General features: G+C 66.3%; 21 protein-coding genes and 1 pseudogene. 10 read left to right on the top strand and 12 right to left on the bottom strand.

Going from position 1 to position 22,509, the window contains the following annotated elements:
- The 7 genes and pseudogenes from C4B30_RS35970 to C4B30_RS30415 form a co-directional block, all read left to right on the top strand.
- A pseudogene (locus C4B30_RS35970) lies at positions 1 to 304 on the top strand (hypothetical protein); the annotation flags it as partial.
- Positions 301 to 1,422 carry a porin gene (locus tag C4B30_RS30440; protein ID WP_027785651.1) on the top strand — a complete coding sequence of 374 codons (1,122 nt, stop codon included), beginning with the start codon at positions 301 to 303 and terminating at the stop codon, positions 1,420 to 1,422. The pseudogene C4B30_RS35970 and the gene C4B30_RS30440, both read left to right, overlap by 4 nt.
- Before the next feature lie 376 nt (positions 1,423 to 1,798).
- Entirely contained in the window at positions 1,799 to 2,026 is a 228-nt protein-coding gene (locus C4B30_RS30435) for a hypothetical protein (RefSeq protein ID WP_027785650.1), read from the top strand.
- Between the two features lie 251 nt (positions 2,027 to 2,277).
- Positions 2,278 to 3,633, top strand: coding sequence for a glutathione-disulfide reductase (gor, locus tag C4B30_RS30430; protein WP_027785649.1), 1,356 nt, complete (start codon positions 2,278 to 2,280; stop codon positions 3,631 to 3,633).
- Between the two features lie 456 nt (positions 3,634 to 4,089).
- On the top strand, positions 4,090 to 4,761 hold the full coding sequence (locus C4B30_RS30425; RefSeq protein WP_185716591.1) for a CsgG/HfaB family protein: 672 nt from the start codon (positions 4,090 to 4,092) through the stop codon (positions 4,759 to 4,761).
- An 84-nt stretch (positions 4,762 to 4,845) separates the two neighbouring features.
- Positions 4,846 to 5,289, top strand: coding sequence for a DUF4810 domain-containing protein (locus C4B30_RS30420; protein WP_034185447.1), 444 nt, complete (start codon positions 4,846 to 4,848; stop codon positions 5,287 to 5,289).
- A gap of 14 nt (positions 5,290 to 5,303) precedes the next feature.
- A complete protein-coding gene (locus C4B30_RS30415) occupies positions 5,304 to 5,969 on the top strand; it encodes a DUF799 domain-containing protein (protein ID WP_027785647.1) in 666 nt (221 codons plus the stop codon).
- 126 nt (positions 5,970 to 6,095) lie between these two features.
- Here C4B30_RS30415 and C4B30_RS30410 read toward each other — a convergent pair whose 3' ends face one another.
- The 11 genes from C4B30_RS30410 to C4B30_RS35965 all read right to left on the bottom strand — a co-directional run bounded on the left by C4B30_RS30410 (position 6,096) and on the right by C4B30_RS35965 (position 18,986).
- Complete coding sequence (locus tag C4B30_RS30410; RefSeq protein ID WP_027785646.1) at positions 6,096 to 7,397, bottom strand: NAD(P)/FAD-dependent oxidoreductase; 1,302 nt, start codon at positions 7,395 to 7,397, stop codon at positions 6,096 to 6,098.
- 25 nt (positions 7,398 to 7,422) lie between these two features.
- Entirely contained in the window at positions 7,423 to 8,727 is a 1,305-nt protein-coding gene (locus tag C4B30_RS30405; protein WP_027785645.1) for an NAD(P)/FAD-dependent oxidoreductase, read from the bottom strand.
- A gap of 97 nt (positions 8,728 to 8,824) precedes the next feature.
- Positions 8,825 to 10,414, bottom strand: coding sequence for a DUF3138 family protein (locus C4B30_RS30400; RefSeq protein ID WP_027785644.1), 1,590 nt, complete (start codon positions 10,412 to 10,414; stop codon positions 8,825 to 8,827).
- Positions 10,415 to 10,531: 117 nt separating this feature from the next.
- Positions 10,532 to 11,371, bottom strand: coding sequence for an ABC transporter permease subunit (locus tag C4B30_RS30395; protein ID WP_027785643.1), 840 nt, complete (start codon positions 11,369 to 11,371; stop codon positions 10,532 to 10,534).
- Complete coding sequence (locus C4B30_RS30390; RefSeq protein WP_027785642.1) at positions 11,368 to 12,363, bottom strand: ABC transporter permease subunit; 996 nt, start codon at positions 12,361 to 12,363, stop codon at positions 11,368 to 11,370. Before C4B30_RS30390 ends, C4B30_RS30395 begins: the two co-directional genes overlap by 4 nt.
- Before the next feature lie 10 nt (positions 12,364 to 12,373).
- Positions 12,374 to 13,528, bottom strand: a complete 1,155-nt coding sequence (locus C4B30_RS30385; protein ID WP_027785641.1) for an ABC transporter ATP-binding protein — start codon at positions 13,526 to 13,528, stop codon at positions 12,374 to 12,376.
- 186 nt (positions 13,529 to 13,714) lie between these two features.
- Positions 13,715 to 14,830 (bottom strand): polyamine ABC transporter substrate-binding protein, encoded by a 1,116-nt coding sequence (locus C4B30_RS30380; protein ID WP_027785640.1) that lies wholly within the window; start codon positions 14,828 to 14,830, stop codon positions 13,715 to 13,717.
- A gap of 61 nt (positions 14,831 to 14,891) precedes the next feature.
- Positions 14,892 to 16,334 (bottom strand): aspartate aminotransferase family protein, encoded by a 1,443-nt coding sequence (locus C4B30_RS30375; protein WP_027785639.1) that lies wholly within the window; start codon positions 16,332 to 16,334, stop codon positions 14,892 to 14,894.
- A 34-nt stretch (positions 16,335 to 16,368) separates the two neighbouring features.
- A complete protein-coding gene (locus tag C4B30_RS30370; protein ID WP_027785638.1) occupies positions 16,369 to 17,706 on the bottom strand; it encodes a glutamine synthetase family protein in 1,338 nt (445 codons plus the stop codon).
- A 28-nt stretch (positions 17,707 to 17,734) separates the two neighbouring features.
- The gene (locus C4B30_RS30365) at positions 17,735 to 18,520 is read right to left on the bottom strand and encodes a gamma-glutamyl-gamma-aminobutyrate hydrolase family protein (RefSeq protein WP_027785637.1); all 786 of its coding nucleotides are present in this window, start codon (positions 18,518 to 18,520) and stop codon (positions 17,735 to 17,737) included.
- A 283-nt stretch (positions 18,521 to 18,803) separates the two neighbouring features.
- The gene (locus C4B30_RS35965) at positions 18,804 to 18,986 is read right to left on the bottom strand and encodes a hypothetical protein (protein ID WP_006488040.1); all 183 of its coding nucleotides are present in this window, start codon (positions 18,984 to 18,986) and stop codon (positions 18,804 to 18,806) included.
- Positions 18,987 to 19,441: 455 nt separating this feature from the next.
- On the opposite strand from C4B30_RS35965, the gene C4B30_RS30355 reads away from it, so the two are divergent.
- Positions 19,442 to 19,993, top strand: coding sequence for a cupin domain-containing protein (locus tag C4B30_RS30355; RefSeq protein ID WP_027785636.1), 552 nt, complete (start codon positions 19,442 to 19,444; stop codon positions 19,991 to 19,993).
- A gap of 86 nt (positions 19,994 to 20,079) precedes the next feature.
- The gene (locus C4B30_RS30350) at positions 20,080 to 21,570 is read left to right on the top strand and encodes an aldehyde dehydrogenase (RefSeq protein WP_027785635.1); all 1,491 of its coding nucleotides are present in this window, start codon (positions 20,080 to 20,082) and stop codon (positions 21,568 to 21,570) included.
- A gap of 66 nt (positions 21,571 to 21,636) precedes the next feature.
- Here the strand turns inward: C4B30_RS30350 and C4B30_RS30345 are convergent, their stop codons facing one another.
- Positions 21,637 to 21,837 (bottom strand): heavy-metal-associated domain-containing protein, encoded by a 201-nt coding sequence (locus C4B30_RS30345; RefSeq protein WP_006477591.1) that lies wholly within the window; start codon positions 21,835 to 21,837, stop codon positions 21,637 to 21,639.
- Positions 21,838 to 22,167: 330 nt separating this feature from the next.
- Here C4B30_RS30345 and C4B30_RS30335 point away from each other — a divergent pair, with 330 nt between their 5' ends.
- Positions 22,168 to 22,500, top strand: a complete 333-nt coding sequence (locus C4B30_RS30335; protein WP_027785634.1) for a cupredoxin domain-containing protein — start codon at positions 22,168 to 22,170, stop codon at positions 22,498 to 22,500.
- Positions 22,501 to 22,509: the final 9 nt, after the last annotated feature.

Genomic DNA, 22,509 nt, shown 5'->3' with positions numbered 1-22,509 from the left:
CCCCACCGACCACTTCGCGACGATCCGCGTGCGCACGCCGCACCATCGACGAACCTTACAGCGCCGTGCGTGCCAGCCGGTACCCTCGCGCACCGTCCCGCCGCCGTGCGAGCGAGGCCCGGCGCGGGAAACGTTGTTCCCGGACGACAATCGCGCGATTGCCGCGTATTTCAATTTCTTTCAGCGTTCGCACTCGTCTTATGATTCAGCCCATATCGCGCCCGCCATGAACGTCCGCGATCGCCACCCGGCTGCGCACGCGGCCGGTCATGAATGGAGACACCTAATAAAGGAAAGCTCATGAAGCAGACCACCCGACTCGCAGTCATCGCAGGGGGCGCGGCGCTGGCCTTCGCCAGCCAGTACGCAGCAGCACAAAGCTCGGTCACGCTCTGGGGCGTCGCCGACGCCAGCATCCGTTACCTGACCAACGCCAACGCGAAGAACGACGGCCTGCTGTCGATGACCAACGGCGCGATCACCAACAGCCGCTTCGGCATCTACGGCACGGAAGACCTCGGCGGCGGCCTGAAGGCCGTGTTCAACCTCGAGAGCGGCGTGAACCTGCAGAACGGCGCGTTCGCCGACAGCGGCCGCCTGTTCAACCGCGCGGCGTACGTCGGCCTGCAGAGCCCGTACGGCACGGTGACCCTCGGCCGCCAGAAGACGCCGCTGTTCGACCTGCTGTCGGACACCTACGATCCGCTCACCGTCGGCAACTACCTCGAAAACGCGTGGCTGCCGGTCGCACTCGGCGGCGGCCTGTATGCGGACAACCAGATCAAGTACACGGGCAAGTTCGAGGGCCTGACGGCGAAGGCGATGTACTCGACCGGCACCAACTACGAATCGACCGGCGCCGGCGGCTTCTCGGGCCAGATTCCGGGCTCGCTCGGCAAGGGCAATGCCTGGGGCGTGTCGCTGTCGTACGTGATGGGCCCGCTCAGCATCGCGGCCGGCGCGCAGCAGAACAGCGACAACTCGGCGCGCAAGCAGACGATCTACCACGCGAACGTCGTGTACGCCTTCAGCAAGGCGAAGATCTACGCGGGCTACCTGCGCTCGAAGGACGACACGGGCTTCGTCGACAGCCTGCTCGCCCAGCAGACGATTCCGGTCGCGAAGGGCACGGGCCGCATCGACGACGGTCCGTTCGCGGGCGTGAGCTGGCAGGTCAGCACGCCGCTGACGCTGACGGGCGCGTTCTACTACGACCACATGCGCAACGCGATGACCACGAACGGCACGCTCGCGAGCGGCAACCGCTATGCGATCGTCGGCATCGCCGAGTACGCGCTGAGCAAGCGCACCGAGATCTACGGCACGGTCGACTTCAACAAGACGAACGGCGCGGCGAACGTCGAGCTGCCCGGCCGCAGCAACCAGACGGGCATCGCGATCGGCCTGCGCAATATCTTCTGACGAACGTCGGACACCGCATGCGCCGGCTTCGTCCGGCGCGCATCGAAGAGGCTCCGCAAGGAGCCTCTTTTTTTTCGTCACGCGACCTTCATACGCGCGCCCGACTATTCGGCAGGCGCTCCATTGCGCAAGTCCCGCGCCGTAAGCGATCCGTCGGCAATCCAGAACATACTTTTACAGTGCACGCGCCCGCTTTCCGCTACGCTGCGTGCATCGCGCGTTGCATGCCGTCAGGCGTGCGCGTGCGTCGTTCCGGTGGCGCGCGGCGCGCGTGGCCGGCCTGGTGCGTAACTTGTGTATCCGGCGATGACAAACGCGGTCCGCCGGTTTCTTTCGTGGGACGATGCGCTCACGATTTTCTTGAAAGGGGATGACGATGGGTATCCTGAACACCGTGGGTGAAATCGCCGGCGCGGTCGCCGCCGTCGAAGGCGCGGAAAAGCTGGATCCGGATGCGGGCCTGCTGACCAAGGCGGCCGCGGCCGTCGCCGGTTTCAAGGGCGCCGAGGCAATCGAAGGCATGCTCGAGAAGAAGGAAGAGAAGCCCGAACAGGCGGCGGACGATACGCAGGCGACGGACGGCGGCGACACGTCGCAGGCATGAGCATGGCGGCCGGTCCGGCCGCGGGCGCGCCTTTCGCGCGCCCGGGCGGACCGGTGCCGCGCAATCGGCAGGTCGGGCATGCGGTCGATCGGTGACGCATGGCACAACCGCCAGCCGGTTTGACCGGCGAGAGGCCTCGTCTCTCGCCGTTTTTTATTGGGCGCGCGCCATGCGCCGCCACGTGCCATGTGCCGCACGAATTCCCGAATCTTGCTATCGTGCCTCCATTCGAACTGCGATGAGGGGATGCGATGGATTTCGACTACGACCTGTTCGTCATCGGCGCCGGCTCGGGCGGCGTGAGGCTCGCGCGCATGGCCGCGTCATACGGCGCACACGTCGGCATCGCGGAAGAAGAGCAGATCGGCGGCACCTGCGTGCTGCGAGGCTGCATCCCGAAGAAGCTGCTCGTCTACGCATCGCACTACCCCCATGAAGTCGACGACGCGAAGGGCTTCGGCTGGACCTTCGGCGCCGGCACGCTCGACTGGCCCGCGCTGATCGCCGCGAAGGATCGCGAGATCAACCGGCTGAGCGACATCTACATCAATCTGCTGCTGCAATCGGGCGTCGACATGCACGTCGGCCGCGCGACGCTCGTCGATGCGCACACGGTCGCGATCGGCGCGCGCACGATCCGCGCGCGCCACATCGCGATCGCGACCGGCTCGCGGCCATCGCTGCCGCCGCGGCCCGGCATCGAGCATGCGATCACGTCGCGCGAGGCGCTGTCGCTCGCGACGCTGCCCAAACGCATCGCGGTGGTCGGCGGCGGCTATATCGCGGTCGAGTTCGCGGGCATCTTCAACGGCTTCGGCAGCCACGTCGACGTGTTCTACCGCGGCGAAAAAATCCTGCGCGGCTTCGACGACGACGTGCGCCGGTTCCTGACCGACGAGATGACGAAGCAGGGCGTCACGATTCATGCGCGCGCGGTGATCGAATCGATCGAGCGCGCGAGCGACGGCACGCTTTTCGTGCACGTCGGCGACGTGCGGCACGGGCCGTACGATCAGGTGCTCTATGCGACGGGCCGCGTGCCGAACGTCGACGGGATCGGGCTCGAGCAGGCGGGCATCCTGCTCGATGCGCGCGGCGCGATCGCCGTCGATGCGTATTCGGCGACGTCGGTGCCGTCGATCCATGCGATCGGCGACGTCACGTCGCGGCCGCAGCTCACACCGGTCGCGACGCGCGACGCCGGGCTGCTCGCGCGCACGCTGTTCGGCGGCTCGCGCGTCGCGGTCGATCACGCGTACGTGCCGTCGGCCGTGTTCAGCCAGCCGGAGGTCGCGACCGTCGGCCTGAGCGAGGCCGATGCGCGGCATGCGCACGGCGACGTCGATGTCTACCGCACGTCGTTCAAGGCGCTGCGCCACACGCTGTCGGGCCGCGACGAGCGCACGCTGATGAAGCTCGTCGTCGCGCGCGACAGTCAGCGCGTGGTCGGCGCGCACATGGTCGGCCGCGATGCGGGCGAGATCATCCAGGGCATCGCGATCGCGATCCGCGCGGGCGCGACGAAGGCGCAGTTCGACGACACGATCGGCATTCATCCGACCGCGGCCGAGGAATTCGTGACGATGCGGCAGAAGGTGGCCGACTAGCGCGAATCGCACGCGCATTTGCAGCGATGCCGATGCGCGTGCGGCGGAAATGCCGGGGCACGCCGGAATCGACGGCGTGTCTCATGCCTGTCTGAAATTCGTCAATTCTTTTCAAGAAATCCCGTATCGATAACCGGACTTGGTATGATCGCGAAAAATCATATACGGGGCCGATCATGCGCGATCAACAGCGCAATAATCAGAATGATGGGGTAACCGGCGCACGCGAGCCTGTCGCGTATTGCATTGCCCATCCGCTTTGTGCCGCAACCCATCCGTTGCGGATATCCCTCTTTCCCATACCGCTATCGCCGGCCCGGCGATGAACGCGTGCGCGCGCATCGCACCGATGCGCGCGTGCCCGTTCGCGCCGCGGCCGTTTCGACCGCCGGATCGTTCGCGAGCCGGCGCGCCCGTCCGGGGCATTCTTTCCATGCAAGGAGACCAGCAGTGAACATTCAGACACGACGCACCGTCCTCGTGGCGGCAGCGGTCGTCGCGGCGCTGTCCGGCTGCGCGACCGAATCGTCGCGCACGCTCGACGTGCCGGCCGTCAGCAGCGCGCAGAAGCCGTACGCGGGCAAGCCCGTCGCGATCGCCGTCGGCAAGTTCGACAACCGCTCGAGCTACATGCGCGGCATCTTCTCCGACGGCATCGACCGCCTCGGCGGACAGGCGAAGACGATCCTCGTCACGCGCCTGCAGCAGAGCCGCCGCTTCAACGTGCTCGATCGCGAGAACCTCGACGAGATCAAGCAGGAAGCCGGCTTCATGAAGAAAGCGCAGGCCGTGAAGGGCGCGAACTACGTGGTGACGGGCGACGTGACCGAGTTCGGTCGCAAGGACGTCGGCGATCACCAGCTGTTCGGCATTCTCGGCCGCGGCAAGACGCAGGTCGCGTACGCGAAGGTCAACCTGAACATCGTCGACACGACCACGTCGGAAGTCGTCGCATCGAGCCAGGGCGCGGGCGAGTTCAGCCTGTCGAACCGCGAGGTGATCGGCTTCGGCGGCACGGCCGGCTACGACTCGACGCTCAACGGCAAGGTGCTGGATCTCGCGATCCAGGAAGCCGTGAACCATCTGGCGGAGCAGGTTGACGCCGGTGCATTGAAAGTGGCGCAGTAAGCGTCGCGCGACACGCCGCAGCGGGCGCCGGGGCCGGCGCCGCGCTCGACCGAATCACCACGATATCGAAAAAGAGAAAAGACCATGAAACGGGGTAACTGGCTGCCGGCGACGGCCGCCGCCTTGCTGCTCGCCGGCTGTGCGAGCTCCACGCCGCCGCTCTATCAGTGGACGGGCTACCAGCCGCAGGTGTATGAATACTTCAAGGGGCAGAAGTCGCCGCAGGAGCAGATCGACGCGCTCGAAAAGGCCCTGCAGGACATTCGCGGCAAGGGGCATACGCCGCCGCCAGGCTTCCATGCGCATCTCGGCATGCTGTACGCGAGCATCGGCAGCGAGCAGCAGGCCGAACAGGAGTTGCAGGCCGAGAAACAGCTGTTTCCGGAGTCCGCGACCTACATGGATTTCCTGCTGAAAAAGAAAACCGGCGCGCCGAAGGCGGCTGACCCGAAGGCGGCAGGCCAGAAGGCCGTCGACCAGACGGTCGCAGGCCAGAAGAACGCCGATCCGACCACCGCCAAACAGTGAGCGACGCGCCAGCCATGTTCAAGACTCTCTCATTCAAGCTGCTGTCCGTGCTGTCGCTCGTCGCGTTGCTGAGCGCGTGCGCGCAGCCGGTGAAACGGCCCGATTACGCGGCGTTCAAGAAGAGCCAGCCGCGCTCGATCCTCGTGCTGCCGCCCCTCAACGAAACCTCAGACGTCGGCGCGACCTACGGGCTGCTGTCGCAGATGACGCTGCCGCTCGCCGAGTCGGGCTATTACGTCGTGCCGGTCGCCGTGATGGACGAGACCTTCAAGCAGAACGGCCTGACCAATGCGGCCGAGATCCAGGGGACGCCGCCCGCGAAGCTGCGCGAGATCTTCGGCGCGGACGCCGCGCTGTATTCGAAGGTGTCGCAGTACGGCACCGTCTACCGGATTCTCGCGAGCGCGACGGTCGTGTCGGCATCGGCGAAGCTCGTCGACCTGCGCACCGGCGACGTGCTGTGGCAGGGCCGCGCGAGCGCGAGCAGCGACGAAGGCGGCAACAACGGCGGCGGCAGCCTGATCGGCATGCTGGTGGTGGCCGCGGTCAAGCAGATCGCGAATACGTTGATGGACCAGAGTCACGACGTCGCCGCGTTCACGAGCGGCCGCCTGTTGTCGGCCGGACCGCCGGCCGGCCTGCTGTACGGCCCGCATTCGCCGAAGTACGGCACGGACTGACCGGCGCATCCGGTGCGCGGCGCGCGGGCCTCGGCAGGTGCCCGTCACGCCGGCGTGCCGCGATCCGATCGAACGGCCGCGCGCGAAGCGCGGCCGTTTTTTTTGTGCGTCGATGTCGTGGCGCGCTCAATGCACGCCGAACGCGTCCAGCAGCCGGTACCAGCTCATCGCGAGCACCAGCGCCGGCGTGCGCAGTGCTTCGCCGCCGGGGAAGTCGCGATGCCGGATCTTGTCGAACAGGTCGAAACGGCTCGCCTGGCCGTCGATCGCTTCGGCGATCAGCTTGCCCGCGAGCGCGGTCGTGTTCACGCCGTGCCCCGAAAACCCTTGCGCGAAGTACGTCGTCGGCCCGATGCGGCCGAAATGCGGCGCGCGGTTCATCGTGATGTCGACGAAGCCGCCCCACGCATAGTCGACCTTCACGTCCGCGAGCTGCGGGAACGTCTTCAGCATGTCGGCGCGCATCGCCGCCGCGAGCTCGCGCGGCTCGCGCGTCGAATAGCTGACCTTGCCGCCCCATACGAGCCGCGTGTCTGGTGCCGGCCGGAAATAGTCGAGCACGAAGCGGCTGTCGCAGATCGCCGCGCGGGCGGGCATCAGCGCGGCGGCGCGCGCTTCGCCGAGCGGCTCGGTCGCGATCACGTAGGTGCCGACCGGCATGATCTTCCTCGACAGCGCGGGCGCGAGCGCGCCGACGTAGGTGTTGCAGGCGAGCACGACGAAGCGCGCACGCACGTTGCCGTCGCTCGTCTCGACGACGTGGCCGCCGGACACGTCGCGCACGCGCGTCACGCAGCTGTCCTCGTGGATGCGCACGCCGGCGTCGATGGCCGCCCGCGCGAGGCCGAGCGTGTAGTTGAGCGGATGGAGGTGGCCGCTGTCGGGGTCGTACAGGCCGCCGCGATAGCGGGCCGACTGCACGTAGTCGCCCAGTTCGTCGGCTTCGACGAAGTGGAAGCGGTCGTAGCCGAAGCGCGTCGCGGCATCGTCGCGCCACCGTTTCAGCGCGTCGGCATCGCGTTCGGTGTTGGCCGCGGTCAGGTAGCCGGGCACCAGCGCGCAGTCGATGCCGTGTTGCGCGATGCGCGACTTCACGAGCGACAGCGTTTCGAGCCCCATGTCCCAGATCCGCTTCACGTCGCCTTCCGGCATGAATTGCGCGAACGTGTCGATGTCGCACGCGAAGCCGCCGATCAACTGGCCGCCGTTGCGGCCGCTCGCCGCCCATCCGACGCGCGACGCTTCGAGCACGATCACCGAATGGCCGCGTTCGGCGAGATTGAGCGCGGCGGACAGGCCCGTGAGGCCCGCGCCGATCACGCACACGTCGGCGTCGGCCGTGCCGGCGAGCGGCGCGTGGCGGGTCGTATCGTTGGCGGTCGCCGCGTAGTACGACGCGACGTGCGGCTGGTTGGCGAATGTCTGCATGGTCGGAAAAACGTATCGGAAGGGTTCAGAACAGCTCGCGCACGCGGTGGTACAGCATCCCGAGCTCGAGCGCGGGTTGCCGCCATGCGTCGCCGCCGGGAAAGCGCCGGTGACGCAGGCGTGCGAACAGGTCGAACGCGCGCGTGTCGCCCGCGATCGCACCGGCGACCGCGCGTCCTGCAATGCCGGTGAGCGCGACGCCGTGTCCGCTGAAACCCTGGACGTAGAAGAAGTTCGGATCGATCGCGCCGAAGTCCGGCGCGCGGTTGCGCGTGACGTCGACGAAGCCGCCCCACGCGTGGTCGACGCGCACGTCGCCGAGCTGCGGGAACACGCCGACCATGCGCTGCCGGATCGCTTCGGCGAGCGCGGCGGGCGACGCGCCGGCCGAATTCGCGCGGCCGCCGAACAGCATCCGGTGGTCGGCCGACAGCCGGAAGTAGTCGAGGAAGAAGTTGTTGTCGCACACGGCTTCGCGCTGCGCGATCAACGCATCGGCGCGCGCCTGGCCGACCGGTTCGGTCGCGATGATGTAGGAGGCGATCGGCGCGATGCGTGCGGCGGTCGCGGCCGGCAGCACGCCGCCGGGCCCTGCGTTGCAGCACGACACGACGAAACGGCAGCGCACTTCGCCCGACGGCGTGCGCACGACGGGCCGCGCGCCGCGCACGACGTCGAGTGCCGGCGTGTGTGCGTACAGCGCGACGCCTTCGCGGCGCGCGGCATCGGCGAGGCCGAGGCAGTACTTGAGCGGATGCAGATGGCCCGACAGCGGATCGTGCACGCCGGCCAGATAGCGCGTCGATGCAATGCGCGCCTGGATCTCGCCGGTATCGAGCCACGCGAGCGACGGATGGCCCCAGCGCGACGTCGCGGCGTTCATCCACGCGCGCAGATCGTCGATGCGGCGCGGCTTCGTCGCGACCGTCAGGTAGCCGCGCGTGAAGTCGCAATCGATCCCGTAGCGCGCGATGCGCTCGGCGATCAGCGCGACGCCGTCGAGCGACAGCGACCACGCGGCGCGCGCGCCGTCGGCGCCGAGCTGCCGCTCGATCACCTCGTCTTTCGCGAAGCCGGTGATCGCCTGGCCGCCGTTGCGGCCCGACGCGCCCCAGCCGGGCCGGTGTGCATCGATCACGGCGACGGACAGCCCGTGCGCACGGCAGTCGAGCGCCGTCGACAGGCCCGCGAAGCCGGCGCCGATCACGCAGACATCGACGTCGATCGCCGCTTCTAGCATCGGATCGTCGGTGGCCGACCGCGTGGCCGTGGCCTCGTAGTACGAGTCGCGCGCGAGCGCATCGGCGCGGCGGGTGAAAGACTGCGTCATGAAACCGACTCCCTCGACAAGGCTGCAACGGCGCGCAGCCATCCGGAAAACGGCGCGGGACGCCGTGCGTGCGGCACGGCGCCCCGCGCGTCCTGCATCAGAACGAATAGATGAACTGCGTCGCGAGCAGATCGTTGGACTTGCCGTACGAGCCGTCGTTGCGCAGGAACACCTTGTTGTTCGCCCAGTCGTGCCGGTATTCGACCTTCACGGTGATCTGCTGGGTCGGATAGAACAGCAGGTCGAGCGCGACGTCCTGGCGCACGGCGCCCTTGCACTCGAAGCCCAGGCCGCCGCCGGCCTTCGACATCGCGAGGCAGTCCGCATCGACGCCGAAGCCGTTGCTCGGGTCCATCCCGTTGCCGTTCAGCGCGATGCCGCCGCCGCCGCCGCCGTTCTTCGAGTTCGCGAGCAGGTCGTAGCGCAGCGTCACGCCCATGCGGCCGACCACCGGCGCGTTGAACTTGCGGTGCGCGAGCAGCGACAGCCCGTACCACTGCGCGAGCCCGCCGTTGAACGCCGCATGCTGCTGGCGGCCGTAGTCGACTTCGGCGTTGTACTGAATATCGGCGAGCGTGTAGGTTGCATCGAGTTCGCCGAAGAAGAACGAACCGTAGCCGCTCGGCGCCGCGCCGCCCGGGCCGTAATGGACGACGCCATCCGCATCGATCGCGCTCGACAGCGTCTGCCGCCCGATGTTGAACGAACCGCCGAGATCGAGCGCGCTCGACCACGTGTAGTCCGCACGCGCGGTGAAGGTCGGCACCTTGTTGCTGGTGGTGATCGGGTCGCCGAGCGCATTGGTGCCCGTCTGCGTGACCGAACCGTACGTGCGGTACTGCTCGTTGCCGAGGAAGAACTTCCACGCCCAGCTGCCCTTCGTGTAGTTCGCGCCGACGCCGACGTAGCTGCCCGGATCGGAGAAATCGTACAGCAGGTTGTGCGTGAGCGTGAGCATCTGGTTCGACTGCTGGACTTCGTAGCCGCCGAAGCTCGGAATCAGGCCTGCGACCAGCGTCGTTTCCGCGGTGATCGGCACGTTGATGACCGCCGTGTTCAGCAGGTTGTCGGTGATCGAGCCGCGCGAGTTCTGCAGCAGCGTGATGCCGTTGCCGCGGTTCGGCATCAACGTGATTTCGGCCGACGGCGCCATCGGGCCGACGCCGAACGTCTTCTTGATGTCGAGGTAGAGATCGCCGAACGTGCTGTTGAAATAGTTGTACGCGTTCTCGTGGTTCGCGAACAGGAACGACGACGTGCCGGCCGCGCGGTTGTAGATGTAGGTCGGATCGATGTAGCCGGTGACCGACAGGCCGGCGAGCGGGCCCGTGGTGGCCGCGTCGGTCAGCGAGTCGACCTTCAGCTGCTGGTTCGCGATCTGCTGCTTCATTTCGCTGACCTCGTCGTTGGTCAGCGTCGCGCGTGCCTTGCCGTAATCCGGCGAGCCCGGGTCGGCGGCGACCGCGACGGCGTTGCCGCCGCCGCCGGCCATGCCGCCGCCCGCGCCGGACGTCGCGACCGCCGCGCCGCCCGGCTTCGCGGCGAGCTGCGCCTGCATCGCCTTCATCTGTTTCTGCAGCGCCGCGACCTGCGCCTGCAGCGCCTTGATTTCGGCGGATGTCGAACCGGCCAGCGCGATGCCCGGCAACGCGCCGGCCACCAGCAGGCAGATCAGTTTCTTCTTCATTGCGGATTCTCCTAGTCGTGCGCCTGTCAAATCGGGATCGAATCGCACGTCCCCCCCCTGGGGCCGCGCGTCATGCTTGTCTGCAGTGCTTGTTGTCTTCGAAGCGGAGGCGGCCCGTCACGCCACCGCGAACGCCGCCTTCAAGTCGGCCATCCGGCGCCGCTCGCGCGCGATCATCATCCGGTTCACGACGATCACGCCGATCGTCACGGCGGTGATGAACAACGTTGCCAGCGCATTCATCTCCGGGTTCAGCCCCAGCCGCACGCGCGAGAACACCACCAGCGGCAGCGTCGTCGACCCCGGCCCGGACAGGAACGCCGACAGCACCAGATCGTCGATCGACAGCGTGAACGACAGCAGCCACCCCGACAGCAGCGCCTGCGAGATCAGCGGCAGCGTCACCACGAAGAACACCTTCAGCGGCGTCGCGCCCAGATCGAGCGCGGCCTCCTCGAGCGACTTGTTCATCTCCTTCACGCGCGACTGCACGATGATCGCCACGTACGACACGCACAACATCACGTGGCCGATCCAGATCGTCGCCATCCCGCGCCCCTTCGGCCAGCCGAACATCTGCTCCAGCGCGACGAACAGCAACAGCAGCGAGATCCCCTGGATCACCTCCGGAATCACCAGCGGCGCGTTGATCATCCCCGTGTATAGCGTGAAGCCCTTGAAGCGGCCGAAGCGCGCGAGCACGAAGCCCGCCCACGTGCCGATCACGACCGACGCGGTGGCCGTCAACAGGCCGATCTTCAGCGACAGCCAGGCGGCGGTCAACAGCTCGTCGTCGTCCAGCAGCGCCGCGTACCACTTCAGCGAGAAGCCCGACCACACCGTCACCAGCTTCGACTCGTTGAACGAGTACACGACGAGGCTGATGATCGGGATGTACAGGAACAGGAAGCCGAAGGCGAGAACGCCCGTCGACAGCGGTTTGCTCGGCTTGATCATTTCGCGTCCTCCAGTTCCTTGACCTGGTAGTACTGGAACAGCGCCATCGGCACCAGCAGCAACAGCACCATTGCGACCGTCACCGCGGACGCCATCGGCCAGTCCATGTTGTTGAAGAATTCATCCCACATCACGCGGCCGATCATCAGCGTGTCGGCGCCGCCGAGCAGCTCCGGGATCACGTACTCGCCCACCGCCGGGATGAACACCAGCAGGCTGCCGGCGATGATCCCGTTCTTCGACAGCGGCAGCGTGATGCGCGTGAACGCGACCCACGGCTTCGCTCCCAGGTCGTACGCGGCTTCGAGCAGCGTCAGGTCCATCTTCACGAGGTGCGCATAGAGCGGCATCACCATGAACGGCAGGTACGAATAGACCATCCCGATGTAGACGCCCGCATCGCTGTGATAGAGCCGCAGCGGCGTGTGGATGATGCCGAGCGCGATCAGCGTGTGGTTCAGCAGGCCGTCATCCTTCAGGATGCCGATCCATGCGTACACGCGGATCAGGAACGACGTCCAGAACGGCAGCATCACGGCCATCATCAGCACGTTGCGGCGGTTCGGCTCCGAGCGCGCGATGTAGTACGCCATCGGATACCCGATCAGCAGGCACAGCACCGTCGACACGGCGGCCATCTTCAGCGAGCTGAGATAGGTCGCGATGTACAGGTCGTCCTGCAGCAGGAACGCGTAGTGCGACAGTTGCAACGCGAAGTGCACGACGCCGTCCTTGATCTCGACGAGCGACGTGTACGGCGGGATGCCCATCACCTGGTCGGCGAAGCTGATCTTCAGCACCAGCACGAACGGCAGCGCGAAGAACACGGCCAGCCACAGGAACGGCACGCCGATCGCGACGTTGCGGCCCGACGGCAGGAAGCGCGACAGCGCGGCGAAGCGGCGGCCGCGCGCGGCGGCCCGTGTGGCGGCGGCAGCGCCGGCCGACACCGGCGCGGAAGGCGTGGAAGGCGTGGAAGCGGAGGTTCTCATCGTGGCGTCCTCATTGCGTCAGCACGACGCCGCTGGCCGGCGACCACGACACGAACACGTCGTCGTTCCAGGCCGGCGCGCCGTCGTTCATCAGGTGCGAGCTCGACAGGTTCGACACCACCGTCTTGCCGCTCGGCAGACGTACGTGGTACAGCGAATAGCTGCCCATGTACGCGATATCGGTGACGACGCCGCGCGCCCAGTTGTGCTTCGAGCCCGGCTTCTCGCGCGACACGTGCACGCGCTCCGGGCGCACCGAGATGCCGACCGGCATCCCGAGCGGGCCGGTCACGCCGTGGCTCACGTACATGCGGGTTTCGAGGTCGTCGCTTTCGACGAAGATGTGATCGGGTTCGTCCTCGACGACGCGGCCTTCGAACAGGTTGGTCGAGCCGATGAATTCGGCCGAGAAGCGGCTGTTCGGGAATTCGTACACTTCGCCGGGTGCGCCGATCTGCACGATCTTGCCTTCGCTCATCACCGCGAGGCGGCTCGCCATCGTCATCGCTTCTTCCTGGTCGTGCGTAACCATCACGCAGGTCACGTCGACCTTCTCGATGATGTTCACGAGTTCGAGCTGGGTTTTCTGACGAATCTTCTTGTCGAGCGCGGACATCGGCTCGTCGAGCAGCAGCAGCTTCGGGCGCTTCACCAGCGAGCGGGCCAGCGCGACGCGCTGCTGCTGGCCGCCCGAGAGCTGGTGCGGCTTGCGCTTCGCGTACTTGCTCATCTGCACGAGCGCGAGCGCGTCGGCCACGCGCTCCTTGATCTCGTTCTTCGGCGTGCCTTCCTGCTTCAGGCCGAATGCGACGTTCGTTTCGACCGTCATGTGGGGGAACAGCGCGTACGACTGGAACATCATGTTGACGGGGCGGCGGTACGGCGGCAGCGACGCGAGGTCCTCGCCGTCGACGAAGATCTTGCCGGAGGTGGCCGTTTCCAGCCCGGCGAGCATGCGCAGCAGCGTTGACTTGCCGCAGCCCGAGCTGCCGAGCAGCGCGAACAGCTCGTTCTTCGCGATCGTCAGGTTCACGTTGTCGACGGCCGTGCTGTCGCCGAATTTCTTCACGACGTTTTCGATGCGCACGAACGCGTCGTTTTGCGTACGGGGCGCGATGGCCGGTTGGGTCTGTCGTGCAGCAGCGGAAGAGGGTATCGATTGCATGGGAGTCACCATTCGTTCTTCACGGATTGCAGGCGTGAGCGTCCCCGCGCGAGGCGCGCAACGCGACTCGCGGACGACGGCTCGTGCCGGATGGAACAGCGCGCGGGGCGCGCGGGCGGACGGAGGTCCGCGAATGTCAGGCGGGCAGGCGTACCGCGATGCCTGCGCCGCCGCGATGCATGGCGATCAGTGCCCCGTCTTCAACTGGGCCCACAGACGGTTCTCGAGGCGCAGGATGTCGGCCGGCATCGGCTTCATCAGCACCATCTTCTTCAGCACGTCTTCGGGCGGGTAGACGGTCGGGTCCTGCGCGACGGCCGGCGTGACGAACGGGTGCGCGGCCTTGTTCGCGGTCGGGTAGAACACGGTGTTGGTGATCGCCGCATTGACCTTCGGATCGGACACGTAGTTGATCCACTTCATCGCGGCTTCCGGGTGCGGCGCATCCTTCGGGATCACCATCACGTCGAACCACAGCAGGCCGCCTTCCTTCGGGTTCGCGAACTTGATGTCGTACGAGCGCTTCGCTTCGGCCGAACGACGGTGTGCGATGCCGACGTCGCCCGACCAGCCGAGCACGACGCACACGTCGTTGTTCGCGAGGTCGTTGATGTAGCCGGACGAGTTGAACTGGGTGATGTACGGGCGGACTTTCTTCAGGACTTCGAATGCAGCCTGGTAATCGCCGGGGTTCTTGCTGTTCGGATCCTTGCCCATGTACTGCAGCGTGGCGGCGAACACGTCGACGGCCTGGTCGAGGAACGACACGCCGCAGCTCTTCAGCTTCTCCATGTTGGCCGGATCGAACACCAGCGCCCAGCTGTCGACGGGCGCCTTGTCGCCGAGCGCCTTCTTCACCGCCTGCGCGTTGTAGCCGATGCCGTCCGTGCCGTACGCCCAGGGCACGCCGTACTGGTTGCCCGGATCGGCGTCGGCGATCATCTTCATCAGCAGCGGGTCGAGGTTCGCGAGGTTCGGAATCTTCGACTTGTCGAGCTTCTGGTACACGCCGGCCTGGATCTGCTTGGCCATGTAGTTCGACGTCGGCACGACGATGTCGTAGCCGGAGCTGCCGGCCAGCAGCTTCGCCTGAAGCGTGTCGTCGCTGTCGTAGTTGTCGTACTTGACGTGAATGCCCGTCTGCTTCTGGAAGTTCGGGATCGTGTCCGGCGCGATGTAGTCGGACCAGTTGTAGACGTTCAGCTCGTCGGCATGCGCCGACGGGCTGGCGACCGACGTGAATGCCGCCGCGGCGGCGAGGGCGGCGACGGAGCAGGCTTGGCGAAGAAAGCAGGCACGCATGGTGGAGTTCCCCTGGTTATGGCGGCGTGCGGCGCCCGCCGCACGCCTGTAGGCAAGGCCGTTACGAAATACCCAGTTGCTGGGCGGTAGCATCGACGGCCTTCTTCGCCTTCGACACGAGTTCATCGATTTCCTGGCGCGAGATCACGAGCGGCGGCGACAGCAGCATCCGGTCGCCGGTCGCACGCATGATCAGGTTGCCGTTGAAGCAGAAGTCGCGGCAGATCGTGCCGACGTCGCCGCCGTTCGCGAAGCGGCGGCGTTCGGCCGGCGCTTCGGCCAGCTGCAGGCTCGCGACCATCCCGTGGCCGTGCACTTCGCCGACGATCGGATGACGTGCGAAGGTTTCGCGCATCAGCGCCTGGAAGTACGGGCCGGTGTCGCTCTTCACGCGCTCGACGATGCCTTCGTCGCGCAGCAGCTTCAGGTTCGCGACCGCGACGGCCGCCGCCACCGGGTGGCCCGAGTACGTGAGGCCGTGATTGAATTCGCCGTTGTCGATGATCGGGCGCGCGATGCGCTCGTGGATGCCCACCGCGCCCATCGGCACGTAGCCCGACGTGAGGCCCTTCGCCATCGTGATCAGGTCCGGCTCGAAGCCGAAGTGCTGGTGCGCGAACCATTCGCCAGTGCGCCCGAAGCCGCCGATCACTTCGTCGGCGACGAGCAGAATGTCGTACTGGCGGCAGATCCGCTGGATTTCCGGCCAGTACGTCGACGGCGGGAAGATCACGCCGCCCGCGCCCTGGAACGGCTCGCCGATGAACGCCGCGACGTTCTCCGCGCCGAGCTCGAGGATCTTCGCTTCGAGCTGCCGCGCACGCGCGAGACCGAATGCTTCCGGCGTCTCGCCCGGCTGCGCCTCGCCGAAGAAATACGGCTGGTCGATGTGCACGATGTGCTCGACCTTCGACGGCATCTGCTCGTGCATGTAGCCCATCCCGCCGAGCGTGCCGCCGGCGATGGTGGAGCCGTGGTAGCCGTTCCTGCGCGAGATCACGTACTTCTTCTGCGGCTTGCCCTGCACGCGCCAGTACTGGTGCACGAGACGCAGCACCGTGTCGTTGCCTTCCGAGCCGCTGTTGCAATAGAAGAAGTGGTTGAAGCCGGCGGGCGTCACTTCCGCGAGCATCGCGGAGAGTTCGATCACCGGCGGATGCGTGGTCTTGAAGAACGTGTTGTAGAACGGCAGCTCCTGCAACTGGCGATACGCGGCGTCGGCCAGTTCCTTGCGGCCGTAGCCGACGTTCACGCACCAGAGGCCGGCCATTCCGTCGATCACCTTGTTGCCGTCCGAGTCCCACAGGTAGACGCCGTCGGCCTTGACGATCACGCGGCTGCCCGCGCGATTGAGCGCGCCCATGTCCGAGAACGGATGGATGTGGTGTGCGGCGTCGAGCGCGCGGTATTCGGCGGTCGAGCGTGCCTGCGTCGCGCGCGGCGCGGCGGCCGTGGCGGTCGGTGCGGCCGGCTGGACCCAGGCCGTTTCATTGCGGTAAGTCATGTTTTCTCCGTGATTCCGTATGCGGTTGGCACGCTTACACGTGCAGCAGCAGATGGCGGCGTTCCCACGAGCTGATCACGCGGAAGAACGCTTCGTATTCGGTTTCTTTCAGCGCGAAATACGCCTTCAGGAACTTGTGCCCGAGGATCTCGCCGAGCGGCTCGCATGCGGCCATCAGCGTCAGTCCTTCCTCGAGGTTGCGCGGCAACTGGTACGGCAGGCTGTAGCCGTCGCTGACGAGCGGCTCGGTCGGCTCCAGGCGCTGCGTCATGCCGAGATAGCCGGCCGCGAGCGTCGCCGCGAGCGCGAGATACGGATTGCAGTCGACGCCCGGGATGCGGTTTTCGATGCGGCGTGCGGCCGGGCCCGAATGCGGGATGCGGAACCCCACCGTGCGGTTGTCGTAACCCCATTGCACGTTGATCGGCGCGGCCATGAAGCGCGACAGGCGGCGATACGAATTGATGTACGGCGCGAAGATCGGCATCAGCGCCGGCGTGTACTTCTGCAGCCCCGCCAGATAGTTGTAGAACATCGACGTCGCGCCGCCGGTCTCCTGCGACGTGAACAGGTTCCGGCCCGTTTCCTCGTCGACGATGCTCTGGTGCACGTGCATCGCCGAGCCTGGTTCGTCTTCCATCGGCTTGGCCATGAACGTCGCGTACATGTTGTGACGCAGCGCGGCCTCGCGCACCGTGCGCTTGAACAGGAACACCTGGTCGGCCAGCGACAGCGCGTCGCCGTGCATGAAGTTGATCTCCATCTGCGCGGCGCCGACTTCGTGGATCAGCGTATCGATGTCGAGGTTCTGCGCGTCGCAGTACTCGTAGATGTCCTCGAACAGCGGATCGAATTCGTTGACGGCCTCGATCGAATACGACTGGCGGCCCGTTTCGGGGCGGCCCGTGCGGCCGACCGGCGGACGCAGCGGCAGATCGGGGTCCTTGTTCATGTCGACCAGATAGAACTCGAGCTCGGGCGCCACGACCGGCTTCCAGCCCTTCGCCTTGTACAGCGCGAGCACGCGGCGCAGCACGTAGCGCGGCGAGATCTCGACCGGCGAGCCGTCGAAGTGCACGCAGTCGTGGATCACCTGCGCGGTCGGGTCGACGGCCCACGGAATCAGGCGGATCGTCGACTCGTCGGGCACGCACACCATGTCGGGATCGGTCACGCCGGTCAGCGAGCCGTCTTCCGGATATTCGCCGGTGACGGTCTGCACCATCACGGCCTGCGGCAGCCGCATCGATTCGCCGGACGTGAACTTGTTGCGCGGCGTGATCTTGCCGCGCGCGATGCCGGCCATGTCGGGAATGATCGCTTCGACTTCGGTGATCCGGTGTTGTTTCAGAAAGTCTTCGATGTCTTGCATGTCTGTTCTCGTTGTCTGGTTGGCGCGCTCAAGCGAGCGCGGCGGCGGCCATCGCGCGGATGCGGGCGGCGCGGCGAGCGCGGCAGGCATCGCCGAAGGCGCGGAAGATCGCGCTCGACAGCGGGTCCTGCGCGTGTCGCCATTCCGGATGCCACTGCACGGCCAATGCGAAGGCCGGTGCATCGACGACGCTCACGGCCTCGATCAGCCCATCCGGCGCGACGGCCTCGACGGCGAGGCCGGAGCCGAGCCGCGCGACGCCTTGCTTGTGCAGCGAGTTCACGTGCACTTCGTCGCGACCGCCGGCGAGCGCATGCAGCTTGCCGCCGGGCGTCAGGCGCACGACGTGCGCGGGGCCGTATTGCGTGTCCATCGGCGCGTCGTCGTCCTCGCGGTGATCGCCGAAGCCGTCGACTTCGTGCACGCGCTGGTGCAGCGTGCCGCCGCAAACGACGTTCAGCTCCTGGAAGCCGCGGCACACGGCGAGCACGGGCACGCCCGCGACGATCGCCGCGCGCAGCAGCGGCAGCGTCGTCGCGTCGCGTGCGGGGTCGTGCTTCGTGCCCGGTGCGCTCGGTTCGCCGCCATACCGGTGCGGCTCGACGTTCGAGTAGCTGCCGGTAAACAGCAGCCCGTCGACCGCGTCGAGTACGTCGGCGCTCGACTGGCGTTCGCCGAGGGCCGGCAGCACCATCGCGAGCGCATGCGCGCCGTCGACGATCGCGGCGACGTATTTGTCGCCGACCGTATGCGACGCGTGGGCGCCTATCTGGGTGAGGTCGGCAGTGATACCGACGAGAGGTTTCCTTTCCATGACGTCAATCAGTAATCCATATGGACGTGACGCGCGTCGAGCCGGATGCGGCAAAACGCAGACGCGACACGACCCCGCAGCCGGGCGCTGGGCGCACGGACGCTGGTGAATGGGCGCAACGGGATGGCGTGGCGATCCGCGCTGCGCGCGACGATCAGGCCGTCGTTCGTTTCGTCGCGATACGCGACGCCGCAACGAATGCGCGAACGCGTTCCGTCACCGCAGGGACGATGCGGTTGGCGAATCGACGAACGAAACGAACGACGTGAAGAAAGGAGAGGCGCTACGGCAGCAGCGACGCCACTTCGTCGGTATCGACGGCGACGAAGGCGCGTGCGGAAACGGCGTTGTGGCGCCGAACGGAACGACGGGACAGGATGGTGTAGATCGACAGGTGAAGCAGGCGAGGACTATGCCAGCCGCAACTGCCGTCGGAAGCGGGAACGGCGCTGCGCAAACTTCGCACATCGCCTCGATCCCACCTCACCAGAGGGCCACGGACTCTCACGATTACACTCGACTGGTTTGTTGAAAGTATTGAACACCTGATCGTTTCGACGCGCGGGGCGTTTAAAATAATCAAGGCGCCGGCCCTGCATCATTTACGTTGACGGGCATCGATTGCTGCGTTGCGATAACGCTTTTCGATGTCTGTGAAAGCCTGATGACGCTGACCTGAGAGCCAGCATATACGAGCCAATAACGGCGTCAAATGTTTTTTAATGGTCCTGTATCAGGGCTTTCCCGAGCAGTGCGAACAAAATATTCGCAAAAGGAATCATCGACGCGCCGTTCATTATTTCGAACGCCTTTCAGGGTTTTCCCCGCTGATGTGCGGCATAAAGTGATTAGAATATTCAACGGCTGTCCCATGCGCCGTTTCACTTTGTCATCGCACTTATCGTGTCCGAAACCGAATCGATGTCCACCGAAGTTGCCGAGCGCCTGCGTTTCGTGCGCAACAAGCATGGCCTGTCGCAGCGCGAACTCGCGAAACGCGCCGGCGTCACCAACGGCACGATCTCGCTGATCGAACAGGGCCGCGTGAGCCCGTCGGTCGGCTCGCTGAAGAAGCTGCTCGAATGCATCCCGATGAGTCTCGCGGAGTTCTTTACGTTCGAGCTCGTCGAATCGCGCGCGGTCGTGTCGCGTCGCGACGAGATGCCGAACCTCGGCAACGAGTCGCTCGCGTTTCACCTGGTCGGCGCGAACGTGAAGGATCGCAACATGTGCATCCTGCGCGAGATCTACCAGCCGCTGGCCGACACGGGGCCCGAGATGCTGGTGCACGCGGGGCACGAGGGCGGCGTCGTCGTGTCGGGCCGGCTCGAGCTGACCGTCGACGGCGCGACGTGGCTGCTCGACCCCGGAGACGGCTACTACTTCGAAAGCCGTTTGCCGCATCGTTTTCGCAATCCCAGCGCGGAACTGCTCTGCGAGATCGTCTCGGCCAATTCGCCGGCGACCTTCTGACCGCGCGTCACCGCATTCGCCGCCGGCCGGCTGCGCGCCAGGCGCGGCGTGCCGCGTCGCGAATGCCAAACCATTGAGGCATCCTGATGAACAAGTTGACTTTGGCTGACTGGCAAAACAAGGCGGCGTCGCTCGAGATCGAAGGGCGCGCATTCATCGATGGCGCGTCGCGCGACGCGCACGGCGGCAGGACGTTCGACTGCGTGAGCCCGATCGACGGCCGCGTGCTGGCGAAGGTCGCCGACTGCGGCGAAGCGGACGTGAACGCCGCGGTCGCGGCCGCGCGCCGCGCGTTCGACGCAGGGGTGTGGGCCGGCCTGAACCCGCGTGCACGCAAGGCCGTGCTGCTGCGCTGGGCCGCACTGATGCGCGAGCACCTCGACGAACTGTCGCTGCTCGAGACGCTCGACGCGGGCAAGCCGATCGGCGACACGACGACGGTCGACGTGCCGGGCGCCGCATACTGCGTCGAATGGTTTGCGGAAGCGATCGACAAGGTCGGCGGCGAGGTCGCGCCGGCCGATCATCATCTTGTCGGCCTCGTCACGCGCGAGCCGGTCGGCGTGGTGGCCGCCGTCGTGCCGTGGAACTTCCCGATCCTGATGGCCGCATGGAAATTCGGCCCCGCGCTCGCGGCCGGCAACAGCGTCGTGCTGAAGCCATCAGAGAAATCGCCGCTGACCGCGATCCGCGTCGCGCAGCTCGCATTCGAAGCCGGCATGCCGGCCGGCGTGTTCAACGTCGTGCCGGGCGCGGGCGAACCGGGCAAGCTGCTCGCGCTGCATCGCGACGTCGACTGCATCGCGTTCACGGGCTCGACGGCGGTCGGCAAGCTGATCATGCAGTACGCGGCGCAGTCGAACCTGAAGCGCGCGTGGCTCGAGCTCGGCGGCAAGTCGCCGAACATCGTGTTGCCCGACTGCCCCGATCTCGACCGTGCGGCACAAACGGCGGCCGGCGCGATCTTCTACAACATGGGCGAGATGTGCACGGCCGGCTCGCGGCTGCTCGTGCATCGCGACATCAAGGACGCGTTCATCGAGAAGCTCGTCGCGGCCGCCCGCGCGTACGTGCCGGGCAATCCGCTCGATCCGTCGGTATCGATGGGCGCGATCGTCGACGGCATCCAGCTCGAACGCGTGCTCGGTTATATCGAAGCGGGGCGGGGCGAAGGCCGGCTCGTCACGGGCGGCGCGCGCGTGAACGCGGAAACGGGCGGCTTCTATGTGGAGCCGACGGTGTTCGAGGTGAAGCCCGATGCGAGGATCGCGCGCGAGGAAATCTTCGGGCCGGTGCTGTCGGTGATCGTGTTCGACGACGTCGACGAGGCCGTGCGGATCGCGAACGACACCGAATACGGGCTGGCCGCGGCCGTGTGGACGTCGAACCTGACGACCGCGCACGACGTGTCGCGCCGGTTGCGTGCGGGCACCGTGTGGGTGAACTGCTATGACGAGGGCGGCGACATGAACTTCCCGTTCGGCGGCTACAAGCAGTCGGGCAACGGCCGCGACAAGTCGCTGCATGCGCTCGAGAAGTATACCGAACTGAAGTCGACGCTGATCCGGCTGCGCTGACATGCCGGCGGGCGCGTCGCCGTCCGGCGCTGCGCCCGCAGCTGCGCCCGCAGCTTTCGTCGCGCGTTACGCGGTGCGCAGCGCGGGATGGAAGCCGGCGGCTTCGATGATCGACTGGACGCGCTCGGCGCCTTGCGCCGAGTCGACCTTGACGATCTTCGCCGCGACGTCGATGTCGAGCTTCGCGGCGGGGTCGGCGGCCGTCACCGCACGCGTGATTGCGTTGGCGCAGCCGCCGCAGGTCATGTCCTGGACTTCGAATTCCATCGTGTTCTCCCGGGTAAATGGTTGACGAATACGTTCAGCATGAAGCTTGCCACGGTTGGAAGGTCAAGCGCTCGCACGCAGTGATGGCATTGCATCAGCCATTTGTAATGCTGAAGTCTGACGAATCGCCATTTGCGTGCGCGCGTCAGTCCGAACTTTTCCCGATTGACGGCTGCACATCGTCGGCGAAATCTGGCGGAGCCTTGCGCGGCAAGGCGCGCACGGGATCGACGGCGCCCGATTCCCTTGATCGGAGTAAGGGTACTCCGAGTTGAAAATGCGAATCGATCTTAGTATCGATTCCCTTCAATATTTCCGCTCATTACGCACATGACCCGTTTCGCTATCGGTTTCGCTCTGGCCCTGCTGGGCGCCTCCGCCGCCTCCGCATTCGCTGCCGACGACGTCGTCAACCTGACGCTGAAGGACCACAAGTTTTCGCCCGATGGCGTGACGATCCCCGCCGGCAAGAAGGTGAAGTTCGTCGTGAAGAACCTCGATGCGACGCCCGCGGAATTCGAAAGCGACGACTTCAAGGCGGAGAAGGTCGTGCCGGCCGGCAAGTCGGTCGAGATTCTCGTCGGGCCGCTGAAGGCCGGGACCTACGAGTTCCACGACGAGTATCACGAAGCGCAGTCGAAGACGCACCTGACCGTCAAGTAAGCCGATACC

Source organism: Burkholderia sp. BE12 (genome assembly GCF_002959955.1).
Classification (GTDB): Bacteria; Pseudomonadota; Gammaproteobacteria; order Burkholderiales; family Burkholderiaceae; genus Burkholderia.
The sequence above is the reverse complement of the archived record's forward strand: the minus strand, read 5'-3'. Positions and strand labels throughout refer to the sequence as shown.